General features: G+C 38.7%; 16 protein-coding genes and 1 pseudogene. 2 read left to right on the top strand and 15 right to left on the bottom strand.

Annotated features, from left to right (window positions below; all coding sequences use genetic code 11):
* The first annotated feature begins 51 nt into the window (after positions 1–51).
* Positions 52–306, top strand: coding sequence for a hypothetical protein (locus tag MKX82_RS12180; protein ID WP_233313458.1), 255 nt, complete (start codon positions 52–54; stop codon positions 304–306).
* Here MKX82_RS12180 and MKX82_RS12185 read toward each other — a convergent pair.
* The 13 genes from MKX82_RS12185 to MKX82_RS12245 form a co-directional block, all read right to left on the bottom strand.
* The gene (locus MKX82_RS12185) at positions 281–1105 is read right to left on the bottom strand and encodes an HAD family hydrolase (protein WP_341077449.1); all 825 of its coding nucleotides are present in this window, start codon (positions 1103–1105) and stop codon (positions 281–283) included. The two genes, MKX82_RS12180 and MKX82_RS12185, sit on opposite strands and share 26 nt — an antisense overlap.
* Positions 1102–2214: a cysteine protease StiP family protein gene (locus MKX82_RS12190; RefSeq protein ID WP_341077451.1), complete on the bottom strand. Its 1113-nt coding sequence runs from the start codon at positions 2212–2214 to the stop codon at positions 1102–1104. Before MKX82_RS12190 ends, MKX82_RS12185 begins: the two co-directional genes overlap by 4 nt.
* A gap of 5 nt (positions 2215–2219) precedes the next feature.
* Complete coding sequence (locus MKX82_RS12195) at positions 2220–3575, bottom strand: phosphoribosyltransferase family protein (RefSeq protein ID WP_251645398.1); 1356 nt, start codon at positions 3573–3575, stop codon at positions 2220–2222.
* Positions 3514–4713 carry an HpcH/HpaI aldolase/citrate lyase family protein gene (locus MKX82_RS12200; RefSeq protein WP_233313454.1) on the bottom strand — a complete coding sequence of 400 codons (1200 nt, stop codon included), beginning with the start codon at positions 4711–4713 and terminating at the stop codon, positions 3514–3516. Before MKX82_RS12200 ends, MKX82_RS12195 begins: the two co-directional genes overlap by 62 nt.
* A gap of 223 nt (positions 4714–4936) precedes the next feature.
* Positions 4937–5716, bottom strand: coding sequence for a TerC family protein (locus tag MKX82_RS12205; RefSeq protein WP_233313453.1), 780 nt, complete (start codon positions 5714–5716; stop codon positions 4937–4939).
* A gap of 109 nt (positions 5717–5825) precedes the next feature.
* Positions 5826–6407 carry a TerD family protein gene (locus MKX82_RS12210; RefSeq protein WP_233313452.1) on the bottom strand — a complete coding sequence of 194 codons (582 nt, stop codon included), beginning with the start codon at positions 6405–6407 and terminating at the stop codon, positions 5826–5828.
* 89 nt (positions 6408–6496) lie between these two features.
* Positions 6497–7087, bottom strand: coding sequence for a YpjP family protein (locus tag MKX82_RS12215; protein ID WP_233313451.1), 591 nt, complete (start codon positions 7085–7087; stop codon positions 6497–6499).
* A 177-nt stretch (positions 7088–7264) separates the two neighbouring features.
* The gene (locus MKX82_RS12220; RefSeq protein WP_341077456.1) at positions 7265–8035 is read right to left on the bottom strand and encodes a class I SAM-dependent methyltransferase; all 771 of its coding nucleotides are present in this window, start codon (positions 8033–8035) and stop codon (positions 7265–7267) included.
* Between the two features lie 100 nt (positions 8036–8135).
* On the bottom strand, positions 8136–8570 hold the full coding sequence (locus MKX82_RS12225; RefSeq protein ID WP_233313449.1) for a BrxA/BrxB family bacilliredoxin: 435 nt from the start codon (positions 8568–8570) through the stop codon (positions 8136–8138).
* Positions 8571–8649: 79 nt separating this feature from the next.
* Positions 8650–8934, bottom strand: coding sequence for a YrhK family protein (locus MKX82_RS12230; RefSeq protein ID WP_128310177.1), 285 nt, complete (start codon positions 8932–8934; stop codon positions 8650–8652).
* Positions 8935–9030: 96 nt separating this feature from the next.
* Positions 9031–10161, bottom strand: coding sequence for a conserved virulence factor C family protein (locus MKX82_RS12235; protein ID WP_341079528.1), 1131 nt, complete (start codon positions 10159–10161; stop codon positions 9031–9033).
* Positions 10162–10195: 34 nt separating this feature from the next.
* On the bottom strand, positions 10196–12079 hold the full coding sequence (locus MKX82_RS12240) for an ABC-F family ATP-binding cassette domain-containing protein (RefSeq protein ID WP_341077465.1): 1884 nt from the start codon (positions 12077–12079) through the stop codon (positions 10196–10198).
* The gene (locus MKX82_RS12245; protein WP_233313443.1) at positions 12060–12716 is read right to left on the bottom strand and encodes an HD domain-containing protein; all 657 of its coding nucleotides are present in this window, start codon (positions 12714–12716) and stop codon (positions 12060–12062) included. Before MKX82_RS12245 ends, MKX82_RS12240 begins: the two co-directional genes overlap by 20 nt.
* A gap of 358 nt (positions 12717–13074) precedes the next feature.
* On the opposite strand from MKX82_RS12245, the pseudogene MKX82_RS12250 reads away from it, so the two are divergent.
* A pseudogene (locus tag MKX82_RS12250) lies at positions 13075–13348 on the top strand (IS1595-like element ISSpps1 family transposase); the annotation flags it as partial.
* A gap of 452 nt (positions 13349–13800) precedes the next feature.
* On the opposite strand, the gene MKX82_RS12255 reads toward MKX82_RS12250, so the two are convergent.
* Entirely contained in the window at positions 13801–14391 is a 591-nt protein-coding gene (locus MKX82_RS12255; RefSeq protein WP_341077467.1) for a hypothetical protein, read from the bottom strand.
* Between the two features lie 108 nt (positions 14392–14499).
* Positions 14500–15357, bottom strand: coding sequence for an amidohydrolase family protein (locus MKX82_RS12260; protein WP_341077469.1), 858 nt, complete (start codon positions 15355–15357; stop codon positions 14500–14502).
* Positions 15358–15372: the final 15 nt, after the last annotated feature.

The raw sequence follows: 15372 nt of genomic DNA on the forward strand, positions 1-15372 counted from the left end.
TGAAGCAATTGCATATTATACAGTAAATCTAGGCTAAGCAGGTGTTATAATATGAGATCATTATATCGAAAAAAGTCTTATCATGAACTCGAGTCAGAACTGGAACAATTGGAGCAAGTTATAAGTTCCAAAACCTATCTTTTCTTTGATTTGTTTTTTATCAGTTTAATAATCAGTTTTGCCATAAGTGTGACCTTCAAGTCTCTTTTGCTAGGAATATTCACCTTTTTTATTTTTTATTCTGTTTTTATTGGCATCTATCGCTTGCTTTCCAAATGGTTTAAAGATTCTCCAACAGAGGAGTAGCACTCCTCTTATAAAGCCGGTGCACCGTTTCGATGATTTCTTCACCAGCATCAGCACCAGAGAAATTAGTAAGATTATAACGATTAGCATCTCGCACTTCGTCTGCTAATTCACCATGCTTTGGCATCCAAGCATGAGTACAAGCATCCAGTAAAGGAAAATCAAGGAGAGAGTCTCCTGCCCCTGCTGTAATTTTGATGCCTTCTCTTTTTTGGATAAATTTTACGGCTTCTCCTTTACACACAGGTGCTGGCATAAAATACAGCTTTCGCCCTTGCAGGGAAACCTTCCAGCCATTTTCTGATGCTATCTTTCCAATCAGTTTTTTCGTCTCAGAAGTTATTTGCTGTTCTAATATATAATAAAAGAAGAGATCATCTGCTATTTTCATAGAACCAGGTAAGGCTTGCCCGTTGACTAATTCCATCAGTTTTTCTTTTTCAATACATTGCTTTGCAAGCTTTACCTGAACTTCTTTCGTCCAATCTGACAATATTTCTCCTTTATAATGGATATTCGCACCATTGGAGGTCACACTGTAGGTGATTGGAATGTTCTCTTCGAAAATAAAGATACGCTTATATTGCTCATACGTTCTTGTCGTCACAGGCACAAATTGCAGCTGAGATGCAAGCTCCTTTAATTTTCTTAGTGCATCTGTCTTCATATAGGAGATATAGTTTCCCTTTAATCTTTCAACAGGTACCATGCTTTCATTTAATGGAGTTCCCATTTCAGACAGAGCGCGTTCTGAATAAATCAAGGTTCTGTCTAAGTCTGACGCGAACATCATCATCATTTAGCACCAACCTTTTTAATAAGACCGCAGCATGTATAGCTCATTTGAGGATATGGAATGATTTCCACATTTCGTTCTTTTGCAAGCAAAACAATATGGCGCACATATGGGCTACTTGGGTCTTTCATGAGAATTTTCCACGGAACTCTCCTTAAAAGCACCCTAGTCGTCTCTCCGACTCCTGGCTTTACGTAATTAACTGTTTCAATTCCGAAAGAATCTTTCATTTCGAGGACTTCCTTCATTCCCTTGAAAGAGACTTCCTCTTCTTTTATAACATCCGAAATTGCCTGCTCCAATTTTTCTGTATCAATATGATGAAACTCAGAAGTGATTTCTTCCAAATACTTCTCTGAGACGTCATATTCTGTTAGTTCTTCGTAAAATTTTGCACCATGGAAATCTGACTCACCTATATAGGCATCATTCAGCACGGTTCTGCTGATAAGACCAGAGACTGTTGAATTTAAACATGCGCTTGGAATTAGAAAGTCCTCTCTTGTTCCATATAAATTTGTGCAATGCCCAGGGTCTGCCACTACAGCGAGTGCATCATCAAGCTCATATCCGTGGCTGTCTTTGAATTCAGCTAGAGATTTAGTTAATTCGATGGAAATGGCTCCTTTGCCTGTCCAGCCATCGATAAATTGAATATTGCCCTCAGGATGTGTTTTTAGGATGTACAGAAGAGCATTTTCGTCAATCCCTCTGTCTCTGATGATGGAAATGCTATAATGCGGGAAGCTCATGCTGTATTTCTGCTCTAAGTAACGTTTAATCAATATACCGATCGGTGTTCCTGCCCTAGCTAAAGAGACAAGCACCGTATTATTGCCCTTTTTTCTGTAAATCTGCTCAGCAACAACAGCAGTGCAAAAAGCAACCTTCTCCTTATATTCATCCAGAGTTTCCCAAAAAACTTGGAGATATTTTTCTGGAGGATTATATTCCTTCGGCAGCGTTTCACTGTAATGCTGTCCACCCTGAATGCGGCGCTCCCGCTCCTCTGTATCGCCTTCTAAATTTAAGCTGCTTAAATCCTTTAACAGAAAAACAACATCTTCCTCTTTATAAGAGCCAAACTTTTTTAGATCGGTCTTTTCCATCATATACACTACCTCCCACTGCAATGCACTACATTTATTTTTTTTACTCCCGTTTCTTTAAGCTTTGCAAGCAAGAGCTGAAGCTTATCCTCTTCCACTTTTCTCTCAAAGAATATAAAAATATCATCGTATGCATAAGACGGAATATTGTATAAATAATGGTCTATATGCTCATCTTCAGGGTTTAGAAAATGGATGGCTGTTTTGGCTCCATAATGGTTTTCATTATGAGGATAAATCGGGCTTCTCGTGCTGGATTGGTAGGAAACACCCTGTCCCATTAGACTTGCAATTTTCATTGGAATATACATAAACTCGCCAGTTCCAATACAGAGTGTTTGGGTGCCAAGTCTCTTTTTAGCCAAGTAATCAGCTGCTTTATCCATCCAGTGATTTTCACTTGACAGAAGTCCGAATCTTCCAGTATCCCCTAAGTAATAGCCAGGATTTTCCTTGCCTGCTAATGTTCGTGAGTAATAAGGAAGCTGGCTGTTTTCCGTAAAATCATCAAGCGAAATAAACTCCGTCTCCACATTATCCGTGATTAAAGGATTTGTTTCCTGTTGAATATCTTCGATTTGCAGCGCTCCTTCAAGACTGAATTCTCCCTTTAATAGACTCACAATGCGAATATTAATCTTGAGCTCCTGCTCTAACTGTTTTAGCTTTTGGTCATTTTCTTTGCTGCGCCAATCCAGAATGGAGACAATTGTATACTCTTTCCGCGGGAATTTCCCCTGAATATCCTTAATAATATTAATGGCAGTCTTTCCTGTCGTCAGTTCATCATCAACAAGAATGACTTCGCGAGTATTATCAAGCATGGAAACATCTATATAGCAGCGATGAGACGTAGCATGGGAGTGCTCCTCCTCAAAAGAAATTATCGATTCCATACCCTCCACTAACTCCCGAGTCGTGTGAAAAAAGGACGCATGTTGAAATGCTTTATAGAAACTGTGGCCCAGTGCAGTTGCTGTTTCGGCAAACCCGATAATAACAGGATCAGCCGTCTCCTTCCTGATGAAAGGGGCATCCTGAAAATTCGCAATGGAATGATGATAGCAGTCAAGCAATTCCTCTCTTTTTGCAGATAGACTATCTATCTTTAATTCTTCATATCTGGCAGCAAGCGCGAAACCCGTCCATAATCCAAGCTGAGGCTTAATCGGAATATGTTTTCCTAATAGCCTGCTGACAAACAAAAACGACCTTTTTTTATTGATTCTTGCCGCCATTTGAAATAGTTCTTCTGCATGCAGCTCAAATGGATTTTCCTTTATTTCAATATGCATCTTTAAATCATTTAGAATTGGCAATAAAATTTTCTTGTTTGAGTAAGTCAATGTATGTAAATTCTTCATGGAACACCCCATAAACTCTAGATTTTAGCATGATTTTCTGAGCCCAATAGAAATGGGGCTTTATTTCATTCATTTTATTGGAGAAGGAGCTTTTCATTACTCCAATCTCTCCATTACTGCTTGCAATTATATTTGCCGCGTCCAAATATTCCTCATAGCTGACAACATTTAACGCTTGTACAGGCTTAATATGGGTTGGGTGAATGATTGTTTTTCCTGTCAGGCCATTCGTAATGTCCATCAGTACTTCTCTAATCAAGCCATCCATATGCTTATCAATAAGCTGTGTTCTCATCTGCATGCCTGCCTTGCCGTATCTTTTTCTAAATGGCGTTTCCCGCAGCTGTGGTATCAGCATTCTCTCTTTGGAAGAAAAGTACTCCCAAACTGGTCCTGAAACAACATATGGACTGTCAGCGCGTAAAAATACATTGATGATATCTGTGATGCAATCGCGGATAATGGCCACATCATACACCGTTGTATCACTGTTTCTCCGAATGCCATAAAGACCGCAAAAATCAGTCGCTCCAATGCGGACATTTAAAATAAGATGTTTATATGTATCAAGAACTTTTTTAATCGATAACAGTTCTTCGAGCCTAGTCTCTTTTTCTATTATTTTCTTCGTTTCTAGTATCGGCATTGCATACAGCAAATTCCCCTTCGTATTATAGGAATCCAATTCTTGCAAAATGATGCTGCCAATTTGGGCATCAAACTTAGGAATCACAATACCTGTCAGCAAATGCATACAATCTTTAAGAGCGTTCATCAGCCGTAAAAACTGGTCAACAGAGCGAATTCTAATAAAAATCATTGGCATTTTGCTTTTCACTAATATTCCCTGCTCGATACTTGCCTTTATGTTAAGCAGCTCTTCTTTTAATTTCGCTTCTGCAAGCTCTACTTCATGATCACCGATAGAATCTTCTAAGCATATAACCATTGATGTTAAGCCGGGATGCTTGTTTATCAGAAGATCATGATAAATATTTGGTCTAGTTGCAGGCATATACAGGGTGGAGGCAAGGGCATAGGATAAAATCTCCTTATCAGAAGTTATCGACAATTCCTCAGGCTCCTTATAAAAAAGCTTTTCAACAAGCTGATTATTTAAATCGGAAAATAATTTCATTTCAGTAACTCCATTCCACTATAAAGCCTTTTGTGATTAGACTATTCTGATAATTATTATATAAAAAAAATTAGAAATTACCTTTTATTTTAATATAATATCGGTTTTCTTGCATTAATATTTTCTTGTTATGGGTAAATTTGTAATAACATGAGGATTATGTCTTTAGATGGAAAAAAGAAGGGATGACAACTTGTCATACCCCTTCTCTCTCGTTACTTTATTAAGCTTCGCCTTGCTCTGCTTTTTTCTTATTACGATTATGAACAACAAATGTTGCTGCGAAAGCGATAATTAATATGCCAAAGAATACAATATGGTGTACATGAACACCAAACACACCTAAGAACATCTTTACAGAAATAATTAAAATCAAAATATATGCTGTGCTTTCCAATTCTGGCACACGGTCAATCAATTTCAGGAATACACCTGCAACTCCGCGCATCATCAGAACGCCGAGCATACCGCCGACAAGCAGCACCCATACTTCGTTGCTGACACCGAAAGCGGCAAGAACGCTGTCTACTGAAAAGGCAATATCCATTAGCTCAACAGCGACAACTGTTCCCCAAAATGTACCGAACAAGCGGATTAACAAACCATTTTGGTTAATGCCATGCGATTCTTCTTCGTTTTCTGCTGCTTCCTTCTCTTTTCGTTTATCGATAAAGTACTTGATTGCTAAATACGCCAAGTACGCTGCACCGAGTACCTTTACCCACCACAATTTAATTAGTAATACACCGACTCCAATTGCGATGAAGCGGAATATGTATGCTCCAAGCAAACCGTAGAAAAGAGCTTTTTTACGTTTTTCAGGCGGAAGATGCTTAACCATAACAGCAAGCACAAGTGCGTTATCAGCTGATAGCAGTCCTTCCAAAATTATAAGTGTTCCAATATATCCCCAGCTCACTGGGTCTGACAGTACTCTTCCCCACGCTTCCCAATCAAAAAACATAGAATATGTTTCGATAAAGGATTGAATAATAGCATCCATTCGTGTAAGTTCCTCCTCATTGATCGCTGTATCAGTTTTGTATTTTTTTATCTGCAATCAAATGGAAAGGCAATTGAAAAGGTTATCCCCTCTAAAAGCAACTAACAGATTAGCCGACTTGCAGTCCGAAATCTGTTGCTAATGCTGCCAAGCCGCCTTGATAGCCGCTTCCGATTGCACTGAATTTCCATTCGTTGTTATGGCGATAAAGTTCTCCGACAACAAGCGCTGTCTCAATAGAGAAATCTTCTCCTAAGTCATAGCGGATAAGCTCTTCATTATTTTGTTCATTCAGAATACGCGCATATGAGTTAGAAACTTGTCCGAAGTTTTGGTTTCGTGCGTCACCGTCATGAATTGTAATAGTAAAAGCAATCTTTTGAACACTTGCAGGCACTGCTTGAAGGTCAATAATAATTTGCTCATCATCACCGTCTCCTGCTCCAGTTCGGTTGTCACCAGAGTGAACGACAGATCCGTTTCCGCCAGATGTGTTGTTGTAGAATACAAAATCAGCTTCAGATGTTACTTTACCGTTGTCACCAAGCAAAAATACAGAAGTATCCAAGTCGAAGTCATTTCCGCCGTCATACTTGTTTACATCCCAGCCAAGTCCTACGATAACTTTCGTTAATCCTGGGTTTCCTTTTGTTAAGTCTACTTTTTGTCCTTTTGATAAACTGATTGCCATGATTAATTCCTCCATTTTTTTCATTTTTATTATCTACGTTTCAAATGCTTCAATAGTTTCGCATTTTTATTATTTGTCGGGATTTTTTTTTAACTCATCCATTTAGGCGGAGTATTTTTATCCCAGTAGATATTGCCTAGTGCATAATGATTTTGGAAATTATCCTGAAACGTGTGATAATGAAAATTGAACCAATAGCCATCTTGCGGGGGGCGATCCCTTCTTACATGAAAGCGAATCACGTCTTGATTTTCTTTCACTATGTGGAAAATCCGCTCGCTCGTCCCAGGGCTCGGCATTTCTGTAACCGTAAGCTGGCTCAAATCTTCATCAGGGAAGCTTGAAGTCACATTGTTAATCGCTTTTTCAATATTCGGTAAAATCGCAATTCTGAATTCATCCTCAATCACCGGTTTAATCTTGCTCCCGAATTTCGTATAGCTTTGCACTTCTGCTTCTTCCATCAGCTTGCCCACGACCTTATCCCTTTCCGAACGCTCATCCAGAATCCCCGTATCAAGGGTTAATTCTTCTGAAGAGACTGGCAGCTTGCTTTCATCAGCAGGCTTCTTTTCATCACCATTGCTGGTATTGTAAAAAGCGGAAGGGGACGGAGTTACCAGTCCAAATGTTAAGATCGACACAAAGACAACAAGACTTTTTCGAATCCAATTAGGCATTGTAAACACCTCACTTTCAAAAATCCTGTTAATCCTATGTAAAGCCAGTTTTTTTCTTTGTTTAATGGTGCTCTAATATATATACAGTACTATTCAAGTATATAATAAAGTACAATTATTCAGCCACTATTTATACAGTATTATTTAAAAATTATAGCCTGTTATCCTTAATTTTTCCTATAATTCAATGATGCCATAGTGAAATTTGGCTGTTTTTCGCTGTATTCGCTGAAAACCAAAGGCTTCAAAGCGCGTGCTTTTATAATGGTCCTTCAGTACAACCCTTTCTTTGGCGACACGGCGTGCTTCTTCTATCATCGTGGTTGTCCATTCTTCATAAACAGCTAAATGCTTTAATGGTTTAATTCCATCTGAATCAATGCTTTCCTCAAACATTGGATCTAAATACACACAATCGATACTGTTTGTCTCTTTTTTTCTCAGCTCATCAAGTGCATGTCCGCTCGTCACCTTCACCCTTCGCATAGCTTCATCCATTTGCTCATCATGGGACTGCCAGACAGCAAGACCTTCTTTGACAATAAAGGCAATGACCGGACTTGCTTCCACTCCTTCAACTGCTCCTGATTTTCCGACTGCAAAGCTTGCGATAATGCTGTCAGACGCTAAGCCGAGCGTACAGTCAAAAAGAGACTTTCCCTCTGTTAGATTGCAAGCATCAACGAAAGGATCATGCTCCTCTTTTTGCAGTCTTTTAATTCGGAACATTGCAGAGCTAGGATGAAAGAAAAAAGGCTCGCTCGCATTTGCTGCAAACAGTTCATATCTTTCCTTGCCCGCCACTAACACATCTTCTTGATACTTAGTGATCAGAGATTTGACTGTCCTTTTATTTCTGTCCACATAGCTGCACTGCAGCAAGGCTGCTGCCGTTTTCGCTTTGTCTATCATTTCTTGATTTGTTCTTCCTGCAGTTGTAACTATCATTTTCATTCACCTTTCTTAACACTTAAAAGGAATTGCCTTTATAAGAAAAAAAGAGGGGCTGCTAGTGTGCCCCTCTTTGCTTGTTCTATTGCTTTTATTATTAGCAGTTTTGTTCGAAAGCAGACATCAAATTTTCCATAATCGCTTCCATGGAGTTGCCTTCAATATCATAACGAGGGATAAAATGGACAACCTGATTGTCTTTAATTAAAGCCATAGAAGGAGATGATGGCTCGATATCTCCAAAGAACTCCCTCATTCTTGCAGTCGCTTCTTTATCTTGACCTGCAAATACTGTAATAAGATTATCCGGTTTTTTCTCTGCTTGTAATACGGCCTGTGTTGCAGCAGGTCTTGCAAGACCTGCTGCACACCCACATACAGAATTAACAACAACCAGTGAAGTTCCTTTATTGCTGCTGATAAACTCCTCTACCTCTTCTTCTGTTGTTAATTCCTGAAAACCTGCGTGCACAAGCTCTGCTCGCATCGGCTTTACCATTTGTCTCATATATTCTTCATATGCCATCGACATTACTATTTTCCTCCTTTATTTATGCATGTGCTATAAGCATACAATAATGAAATGCATACATGCAACGAAATGAATCTGATTAGGCGTGTTTCTTTCTTTTTTCTTTTCCCACTCTTTTTACCTGTAAAAGATGACATGTTCGGATAACTGGACGAATAAGAAGCAAGACGCTTCCTGCGATATAAAGAACGGCACCTGTTATCTTCCAGCTCAACAGCATGTTGAAAATCGTTCCTAACAGGAATAACAGTCCAATCAGGATATCATTGATTGTATATATCGCCTGATATTTATCCTTTAAAATGATAGCTAAAGAACCGATAGAGATAACATGATTTTCTTCTTCTTCTGACTGTTTATTCATGTTTTTTAACACCTCGCTAAAAGAAATACTAGTGAATGTATTCCTTTTAACGGGGAGTCTAAACACAATTAGTCCAACAAGAAATATTTTCTAAAGTCAATCCTGCTTGCGTGCTTCAGTCATCTGTTTCCAGACAGAACCTTTCGCCTCTTCTCCAAGCTCAATTCTTTCGATAGCCATTTTAATTTGCAGACTTACTTCAAATTCAGGATCATCTTCATGAGCCTTTAATGCTGGCAAAGCCCTTTCATCTCCCACTTCATACAAGAACATTGCAGCACGCCATCTTACAAGCTTGCTTTTGTCATCTAAAGCTTTCATCATTTCTTCCATTGCTTCAGAGAAGCCTAAATCTGACAAGCAGTCACCTGCAGTTCGTCTTACTGTTACCGTTTTATCTTGAAGTGCTTTATAAAGGGACGGCAGCACGATTACATCTTCAATCATTCCGAGATATACTGTTGCCAGCCTGCGAATGGACGGCTTTTCATCATCAAGTGCTGCCGTTAACACTGGTATATCATCAACCGTCGGATCCTCACTTTGTTCTAATCTCTGATATCTAATCTTCCAATCTTCATGCTCTAAATCTTGAAAGGTCAGTTTGATTTTTTCCCGCTTGTTCAAAGTTGCTTCTGCTGTTTCTGGGTTCTTTGCAGCTTCTGCTAGGCTTGCAATTCTTTCATCAGGATATGCAGCCATCAATTCCTCTTGGACAGCTTGACCAATTTCGTCAAACTCACCGTAGCGCACTCCGAATTCCTGCCATTTTCTGCTTGCCACAACATTATCTTGCGGCATTCTTACCTCTGAAACGGCCTTCATGAATTGCTCTGGCAAGCCGTAACGCTTTTCTTCCGTTCCATCCGTCAGCTTTACTTGCATAGGTATCCCTTTGTACATTTGCACAAGCACTTTTATTTCACCGAAATGCTCGTTCACTTCCGGCTCTTTTTCTAAACTTTCTGCTTCTTCCCCAAAAGCATTTCGTACTTGGGCAAGAAGTTCCTTCCAGTCATATTTGGCATTTCGTTCAACTGCCAAGAAATCAGCAACATGGTAAACCCCTCTAATACCTTCAATTGCCAGAATGTCCTGGATTACCTTCGGTGCTTCTTCGACATTGTCCTTTTTATAGTTATTGCTTGTTCCCATCGGCAGCTCTTCATTTAAATTGATTTTCATCGTATTCGGGCTAGGAGTAGGTTCAATCGCCATAATTTTCATCAAAAAAATCCCCCTCAAAATCATTTTTTAACGGTTAACTTTCAGCAATCTCAGACAGATAGCTCCACCGTTCTATTAAAAATTCCAATTTCTCATTTAATTCTTCTTGTTCTTTAAGCAGAGCGTTGGCTTTTTCAAAGTCACTTCCTGTGTTTTCCATCTCTGTTTCAATCGCTTCAAGGCGGCTTTCGCAGTTTTCTATATCACTGTCGATTGTCGCCCATTCTCGCTGTTCATTATAGCTTAGTTTAACCTTCTTCTGTTTCGGCTGTTCTTGCTGCTTCGGCTTTTCCTTCACCGCTTTTTCTGCCTGCTCTTTTTGTTTTTCGGATTGGAGATATTCGGTGTAATTGCCGTAGTAGCTCTCTATATTACCGCCGCCTCTGAGCACTAACAGCTCTTGCGCTACTTTATCTAGGAAATAGCGGTCATGGGATACTGTAATAACAACACCTTTGAACTCATCTAAATAATCCTCCAACACCATCAGTGTTTGTGTATCAAGATCATTTGTCGGCTCGTCTAAAAGCAGGACGTTCGGCTCGCCCATTAGTATTTTCAGCAAGTATAATCTTCGTCTTTCCCCGCCAGACAGCTTGCCGATCATGGTTCCATGCGTATGGGGCGGAAACAAGAATCTTTCGAGCATTTGTGCAGCAGAGATCGTTTTCCCGTCTGTTGTCTCAATGATTTCAGCCGTCTCCTTTAAATACTCAATCATGCGCTTTGATTGGTCCATTTCTTCGTTTTCCTGCGTATAGTAAGCAATTTTCACTGTTTGTCCAATAATATAGTCACCATGGTCTAGCGGAATCTTGCCAGCAAGAATGTTAAGCAGCGTTGATTTTCCTGTACCATTATGACCGATAATGCCAATTCTGTCTCCAGGCTTTACAAGGAGATTAAAGTCCTTCAGAATCGTTTTGTTTTCAAAGGATTTGGAAGCAGACACAAGCTCAAAAACCTGTTTACCTAGCCTGCTGCCTTTTAAGGAAATATCAAGCTTGCCTTTATCCTGAACGGATGCAAGTTTGTCATCTAATTCTTCAAAGCGCTGAATTCTTGCTTTTTGTTTAGTTGAACGGGCTTTAGCACCTCTGCGAATCCATTCCAGCTCTCGTCTGAACAAATTCTTTTGTTTATCAATAGTTGCTGCCTCGTTTTCTTCTCTGATTGCCTTTGCTTGCAGAAACTCTGCATAATTGCCTTTATAGCTGTATAAATTGCCTCCCTCTAGCTCAAACATCCGGTTGGTAACCTTGTCTAAGAAGTAACGGTCATGTGTGACAAGCAGCAGGGCACCATTAAATTTACCTAAATAGTCTTCCAGCCATTTAACCGCATCAAAGTCAAGATGGTTTGTAGGCTCATCCAAAATGAGCAAATCCGGCTCTTGAATAAGGACTTGCGCAAGAGAAACACGCTTTTTCTGGCCGCCTGACAGCTCACCAATCTTTTTGTCATAAAAGCTGACGCCAAGCTTTGTTAATACAGTCTTCGTATTCGTATGAACATCCCAGCCGTTTTGGGCATCCATTCTTTTTTGGATCTCGAACAGCTCGCCGTGCAGCTTATTATTTTCCGGGTCCTTTTCTAACTTGAGCAATATTTCCTCATAATTCCGGACCACTTTCCATACTGGTGCATCACCTGTATACACATAATCTAAAACAGTCATTTCGGGATGGATTTCCGGACTTTGGGAGGAGTATGCGATTCGGTAATCTTTCGGGGCGATAATCTCGCCTTCATCAGGCAAATCGATACCTGCCACTATCTTCAGCAGCGATGACTTGCCTGTGCCATTAATACCAATCAGTCCAACTCTTTCTTTTTCACTTATAGAAAAGGAAATGGAATGAAATAATTCTTTTTCCCCGTAAGTTTTTGTTAAATTTTCAATTGAAATACTCTTCATAACTACCATTCCATTCTTTATAGAATTCTTTTAAGTAATTTTCCATCAATTGATGCCTTTTTGCTGCAATCGTTCTGGCTGTATTCGTATGAAGCAAGTCCTTTAATTTCAGGAGTTTTTCATAGAAATGCTGGATGGTGCTAGACTGGCCGCTCCGATATTCCTCTTCTGTCATATTTTCTCTAGCACCGACAGAAGGATCGTATATGACATGTCCCTTTTTTCCGCCATATGCAAAGGTTCTAGCGATACCGATTGCGCCAATCGCATCCAGTCTGTCCGCATCTTGAACAATTTTCGCTTCAATCGACTCTGGCTCCGCGTTGTTTCCGCCGCTGTATGAAACCGTTGCAATTGCCCTTACTATATGATTTCGATCATTCTGTTCAAGCGGGAGACTTTCTAAAAACTGCTCAAGCAGCCGAGTACCTTCCTCTTTAGATTCGTTCAGTTTTGCATCTGCCACATCATGTAAAATAGCGGCAAGCTCTATAATAAATGGATTTCCGCTTGATTCTTTTTCACAGATGAAAAGCGCAGTATTTCGCACTCTGTCAATATGATGCCAATCATGGCCTGTCACATCATCTTTTAATTTATCTTTCACAAAATTCTCTGTTAGTTGAATGATATCCATTATTTGAATGAACTCCTATCTATATCCTACCGAAATATTGTAACACGAATGAAAAAAATCAACTACAAAACCGTTTGAAGCACCGATACTCTTTTCCTATCTCTTTTAAAGTTTGCAAAAGAGGAAAAAGATAACTAAACAATAGGAAGCGGAAGAGAAAAAGAAGTCTAACTCAATGCCAAAAGAAGCAGGGATAGATCACAGCTTAGACGTGCTAAAGGAAGGCTATCAATTTGTATCAAACAGATGTCAAGCTTATCAGTCTGATATATTTGAAACACATCTTTTAGGGGTACGGGCCATTTGTATGAGAGGGAGTGATGCGGCAGAGCTTTTTTACGACAACAGTAAATTCAGCATTATAAATGGCAGCAAGAAAGAATATGTAAAGAAAGGAATCTACCATTTAAACAATATTAATAGTTACCATTCCCGTTTAAAGAAATGGATACGTCGGTTTAATTTGAGTTTCTACAAAGTATTTACTATTATATTTAGTATGGTTTCAGTTCCTTGACAATAGGAATACAGAGAGTGAATTAAGTAAGAAAAATCAAATGCTTATCCTAGCAAGTGTTAACGGAACTTGGGAAACAGCAGAAACTTTACGACTTAGAGATACGGCATTTTAGGAAGAGAAAAAAACTTGGTAACTGCATTTCCAAGTTCTAAGTAGGTATAGGGAGCATAGACTCCTAACTTTATTTGATTATTGTTTCAGCTGGTGTAACTCCTTCATATTGTTTATACAATGTAACGATTTTCGTGATATTCCAAGTTCTTTTGCTTGTAACCGGATTTTTCTCTAAAGTAATTAACTTATGTCCTGTTCCAAAGCTCTTGTAAGAACTTTTTAAATCATAAGCAATGCTATATATTACATTTTCATCGTTAATTTTTTCAACCTTCTAAACTATTCTATTCTTATACTTTAGACATACGAACGTGATTATATGAGCATATGTGTATACTTTAACATAGCCAATCTAAATAACAATTTCTTCTTAGTATTTTTTTAATAACAATATTCGAAAAAGAGCATTAATCGTAATTGGGTTAATGCTCTCGTTAATAGAGGCATAAGTTATTTATTTTCTTTTGTAAGTCCTAAGTATTCGCCGGTTTTAGGATTAAATAAAACCTCTGCATTTAGACCATTTATTTTTCCATCTACACCAAGAAAAATGTAATTTTCATCTCGCATTAATCTAAAATGATATCCGTGTGAGAAAGGGGCATCTTTTGGGCTTGGTTGCAAATGATATTTTTCAACGGCAATTTTAATAATTTGACTACTATCAATATTAATTTCTAAATGTGGAATAGTTAGTTCATCGGAATTGCCAATTATTCTGTGACTTTTATGTTTGCCTTTTTCAATAACAAATACCATCTGGCGTTTAACTGATGGTAAAGCAAACACGCCTTGCCAATTTCCTTTTTTTCCATTATAGCCACTTAAAGTTTCATCATCAACACTGTTCATAAATAAAAGAATTGCTTCTTTATCGAATTTTTCCCCTAGTTCTAATCCTAAATTATACGCTTCTTTAAGAGTTAATTCTTTCTCTGGTAAATCTACTTCATAATTCCCATAGTCTATTGTTTCTTTAGCAAAACAGGAGATAGAACCCATGAGTATTAAGATAAAAAAACAAGCTAAAATAGTTTTCATTTTATACACCTGCTACCTATTGTGTAGGTAGTAGTTTTTCCATCTTCCAAAATTAATAATGCTTATAGGACTATCTTTTTAAGATAGTCCCTAATGTTTTTTTAAAAATCAACCATAAAGAAACTTCTTGATTTTTGGAAAAACCTTCAAGGCTGTATTATAAAACACATCTTCATGATACTCACTTGGAATAAGGTTTTGAATAAATTCAATATATGGTTGGAATGGAGCTAACGGCCAATCTGTCCCGAACAAAAGCTTATCATAGGAGTTGGCATATACGAGCGCATGCCTTAAATGCTGTAAAAATATTCCTTCTTGCGCCTTCTCTAACTCCGCTCTTGCCCCAACAACCACCCCGGAAAGGTCAGCATAAACATTTCGGTTTTTATATAAAATCTCTGCACCAGTCAATGTCCATGGATCGCCAAAATGGGCCATCATAAAACGAATATTGCGATATTTCACCGCAACTTCATCAATTGCAAGCGGATGGGAATATTTCAACAACCCTCTTTCGGAGTATGTATCTCCAGTATGAAACACAACTGGCAAGTTATACTTTTCCGCTAGTTCATACACAGGATTGTATACTTTATCATAGGCATAGAACGGATAATAGCCTAAATAAATCTTTATGCCGACAACATGATCCTTGTGGATTTCCCGTTCCAGTTCTCTGATAGAAAAAGAATCTAGCTTGTATGGATTAACTCCGGCACAATAGACGATATTAGGTGGCAGTATATCTCCAAGATCAAGCCCCATCGGTGTTTGGGCCTTATAGTCGGGAAAGCCCATATGCGGCGTTTCTGTCACTCCCATGCCAATTGCTAAGACAATATTCGCATCTTTCATTTCTGATTGAACTCCGTCCGTGCTGTAATCAACTTTAGACAATGATTTTGCTGTTTCTTTAAATGATTCGATATTAGACAAATGGATGTGAGCATCAATAATTTTCATTGGTTCTCCTTTTCT

This window comes from Niallia sp. FSL R7-0271, assembly GCF_038005785.1.
Classification (GTDB): domain Bacteria; phylum Bacillota; class Bacilli; order Bacillales; family Cytobacillaceae; genus Niallia.